General features: G+C 37.9%; 2 protein-coding genes. Both read right to left on the bottom strand.

Going from position 1 to position 4,819, the window contains the following annotated elements:
• Nucleotides 1-3,821 (bottom strand): type VII secretion protein EssC (essC, locus tag AB685_RS26495; protein WP_047973587.1); only part of this gene is annotated, 3,821 nt, incomplete at its 3' end.
• 11 nt (nucleotides 3,822-3,832) lie between these two features.
• Nucleotides 3,833-4,819: type VII secretion protein EssB (gene essB / locus AB685_RS26490; RefSeq protein WP_047973586.1), on the bottom strand; the 987-nt coding region annotated here is incomplete at its 5' end.

The raw sequence follows: 4,819 nt of genomic DNA, 5'->3' as shown, positions 1-4,819 counted from the left end.
AATGGGGTCACGGTTTCTTCATCTAAGCCAATAGGTAATTGACCTTGCTTCATATTGTGTGCATACGACTTAACGAATGTGTGGTAATCAAGGCGGGTTGGAAGCATCGGAATCTTTTCAGGCAGACGACATTCTTTGTATGATTCCTTTAACTGTTCAATATCAGCCTTCATTCCTGCAAGCACCTCAAGGTCATCCTCACCTGATGTAGGCAAATAGATTTGAGCAAGTGAAACTTGGTCTTTAATGATTAAGGCACGACCAGGAATGGATTCGACTTCATATGGCGTCCGACCAATAATCGAAAACTTCTCATTGCTATCCATTAAATAGTGAACAATTTTTGTTTTTAGTGAATTCATAAGAGGTTGTCTTACAACATTAATTCTAGTGGCCGTAAGCATGACCATTACTCCAAGTGATTGACCATCACGTGCAAACTGGATAAATTGCGTTTCAATATCAGGAAGCTCCTCTTTTACAAGGTCAAAATTATCAATAGWCAATACGATTGTTGGTAATTTTTCATCAGCTGATTGATTATAGTGCGTAATATTGCTGACCTCATGATCAAGAAATAACTGCTTTCTCTGCTCAATTTCTTTCTTAATAAATGCCATAAACTTCTCTATTTTGCGTTGATCGTCGAACCTAAAATAATCTGCAGTATGAGGAAGTTGCCTTAGTGGCAAGAGCGAACTATTCCCAAAATCAAATACATAATAATGCAATCGTTCTGGACTAAATTCTCTCGCGAACTCTAGTAAATAAGTAAGAATAGTAGTTGATTTACCATATCCTGACGATCCAAATATCCCAATATTACCATCCTCTATCCACTTATAACGATATGGTGTTTGGCTTTGCTTTTCTGGCTCGTCTTTTAAACCAATAAGAAATTCACCTTCTTCTTTTTCACTCACTTCAACTCGAGGAAGGCGTGGACTTAGTGGCGGTAACCAAGGGCTCTGGAGCTTTTCAATCTGCATTTTTTCTTGGGTGCTTGCAATTTCTGCAACAATCGCTTCGATCTCCGTTTGCTTCTTTTGTTGTTCACGTTTTACCTTTGCACTAACATTCGATAACTGAACAAGACCTAAGTCTGTTACAAGAGCAATCTCCTCTTCGGTACCAACTGATTCCTCCATGTAAGGGGCTCCGCTCCATGCGGATTGAAACAGTTCATATACCTCGTTATTACCAACTTGAAGATAACCTCTCCCCGTAATCGTAAGGTTTGCTGCGTCTGTGTTTTTTAAGACTTCCTTACTATCTGTTGTATCTYGTACTTTAAGAGCAATTTTAAATCTGGCATTACTCCAAATTTGATTATCAATCACTCCACCAGGCTTTTGAGTAGCTAGTATTAAGTGCACTCCCAAACTACGTCCAATCCGAGCAGCACTTACTAGCTCACGGATAAATTCAGGCTCTTCATTTTTCAACTCCGCAAATTCATCTGAAATCAAAAACAAATGAGGTAGAGGCTCTGTTGCTACGCCTTCTTTGTACAGGTCTGTGTAATCATTAATATGATTGACTTCATATTGATCAAATAAGCGTTGACGTCTTTTCATTTCGCTATTGATGGAGGCTAGCGCTCGTGTACTGAAATTTTGACTTTCATTTATGTTTGTAATCGTTCCTAATAAATGAGGAATTTGCTTAAATGGTTGAGCCATCCCTCCACCTTTATAATCAATCAATAGGAAGGCTACTTCATGAGGATGATAGTGAACAGCCAAACWCAAAATATATGTTTGAAGCAATTCACTTTTACCTGACCCAGTCGTACCAGCTAATAATCCATGGGGRCCGTGTGCTTTCTCATGTAAATTCAAGAGGGCAAGATCCTTTTTCCCTTTCAACCCTATCGGTACTGCTAAGGATTTAGAAGATAGGTTTGTCTTCCATTTGTTCTCAATTTCCAATTCCATAACATCACGTGCATTAAATAAATCAAGAAATGACACCATTTCTGGGATGGAGTTATTCATACCTTTAAGATGATTGAGAGAACGTAATGTTCTGGCATAGGTTTCATTGCCTTGCTGTAGGTATTGATCTAATGCAAAATTTGTATGTGATGCTTTTTTGTCTTGAATGAGAATCTCACCTTGTTGGTTGTTAATGTAGCTAACTAATGTATGAATTTTTTCAGAGAGATTTTCTTTCGTCTCCGTTGCAAAGATCGTGGACATCCCTATCCCTTTGTCCTCACCTTCAAGGTACTCCATGATTAAATGCTCTGATATCAATGAGCGGTTTGTGACAATAAAAASGAAATGAGGGTAAAATTGCTTCTTATCTTTCTCCTCATCCATGTCTCTTTCTCTCAGCATCTCGTAAATCGATGATAAAAGCTGATCCCTTGTTCTTTCGTTATAGACTAAACCTCTTGCAAATGAGTGTGGCAATTGAAAATGGGGAAGCCATTTCATCCATTCCCATTCTTGATACTGTTCTTCATCAAAAATGGCCACAAATCGGACATCATGATAGCTATGGAAGAAAGCTAGTTGACCAACAATTTGTTGGATTTCCCTTTGTACTACTGATTGTTTACCAATTAGTCCAATCGCTCCATTTGAGACATCAATCGTGAGTGGGACGTTCTCTACTTTTTTATACACTTCTATCATTTCTTGAGATTTCTCTACCAAATCGTCTATTTCACGATTAGCAAAATCCAAGCTCCCTACAGCTACTTCATAACTTGCAGGAATGGTCGCTCTCCCTACCCTGAAATGAAGGAAATCTTCACTATCAAGTGTACGCTCAAAAATTCGATCACTTATATGACTCACTTCAGATTTAATTTTTTCAAAAGAGGGAAAGTGATAATACAACACTTTCTTTTGATGATCATTTAAATCTTGTAACTCTTCCCTTTTTTGTTCTAAGTAACGGGTGTAGACACGCAAACGTGTTTCTAGCTTGATTTTTCGTTTTTTCTTCTCACGGAAATATTGAATAGTTGATGTGAAAATGGTCGTTGTAAACATGACAATAGAGATGATAATAAATACCCCTCTTGGAATTAATAGTGCTACCATCCCCATCACAATAAGCATCATCAATGGAGGTAGAATTAATAGCCAAAGGGCTCTTTGGTTGTCATCTCCTTCTTGAGAAGGAAAGGAAAATGTCACTTTTTCTTCAGGAAGATCATAAGTCATCCTTGGAGTACGACGATAATTGGGGTATTTCTTTTTCATCTCAGAGGTTGGTGGGATCGCCCTTGCTAGAGAAGTCTTAAATGCTTCTAAGCTTTTCACCTGCAAAAGATCGCCTTCAATAAATGTTATGGATAAAAATGAATAAAAAATGATATCGCCATTAACAATTTCTTTTTTCCCTTTTACTTGTTTACCATTTACATAGATGACTTGATCTCCGGTAGTTGATAGACACCACTGCCCAGTGAAGCGATCTAGTATTAAAGGTGGATTGGTTTCTTCTTTACTATTTTCAAGGGAAATCATAGCCTCTTTCTGGTGGCCAATTGTAATCTCGTCATTGTATCCAACATAGTAGGTGGCCTCTGCTTCTGTWTCTCTTTTTACTACGAGAGTTAAATTCTCCCCCTGTTCAGATACAGTAACAGGTTGACTTGATGATAGTTCACCAATTCCTTTCTCTCCTTGATAGACTTCATATCTCTCTTCTTCTTTCTGAATGGAGATTTCGTCCTGTYCAAAAGGAAAGGTGGACACCGTGAGCGTATGCTCCTCCCCTCCTCCTATCGTGACCTTTTTATGATCATGTAGGAAAGGGTAAAATTGATATGTATCTTTATAAAAAACAAATAATTGTTCCATTTTCCCCACCCCTACGATTCGGAATCGTCCTCATCGGTTTCTACATCTACCTCAGGCTCACTAGAAGGCTCTGTCACTTCAGGCTCCTCAGGTTCCATCTCAGTTTCTTCTTGCTCTTCTTGGGCCTCTAACTCTTCACGTTCTCTCATGTATTCATCTATTTCATTTTGGATGACTTGCAACTCTTCTTCTTTTTCTTGACCTGAAAGTCGATCATCAGCTTTGATGTCTTCTCTGTATTTCAACAAACCCAACATCACTAAGTCACGATCTTCTAATGATCTAGCCAAATCAACAGCTTCCTCATTTTTGCCTCTACCAATATGTATCCAATAAGTAAAATAACGTTCATCGGATTGCAAAGTGAGCGTGTTTCGAATGGTATTACGCTGATCTTCTGTTAATGATTCGTACTCAACGTAGGAAGTGGCAAGTTGATATTGAGTAACATAAGGCATACTGTCCGCACTGTAGTAACTTAATTGGGTAATCACTTCACTATAATTAGTTGTTAAAAATGCCTCACTGCTTTGAATAAATGCTTCTTGCTTGGGCTGCACAAAAAAGAATGAATAAATGCTATAAGCGATTAAAGGTAGTAATAGAGCACCAACAGCAATCAAGCTATATTTTTGAGTAAGCCACTTCTTTTTTGGTAGATGAACAAGTCCCTTCTCTCTTATTTCAATTTCTTCAATCGTGGTTTCGACAAAGTGGGCTAATTCAGATAAGCTCTTTAAAGTGAAAATTTCTTGGACAAGAGGACTTAAAGTTAATRTAGTATGAAAATGATAGTATTCATGAAATGTACGAGAGTCATCAATTAACTCACTTATTGTAGCTTTTACCTCAAGTAAAAGATTGTCGGGATCATCACTATATGGAGGTAAACTTTCTTTTACTCCATAATGTAAAAACACAGGGTTAAAACTACGATCAAACACAATATTATCAGGACACACGACTACATTAAGTCGCTGATATGAACGGGCCTCAAC

Source organism: Bacillus sp. LL01 (genome assembly GCF_001037965.1).
This window is presented reverse-complemented; position numbering and strand designations above follow the sequence as displayed.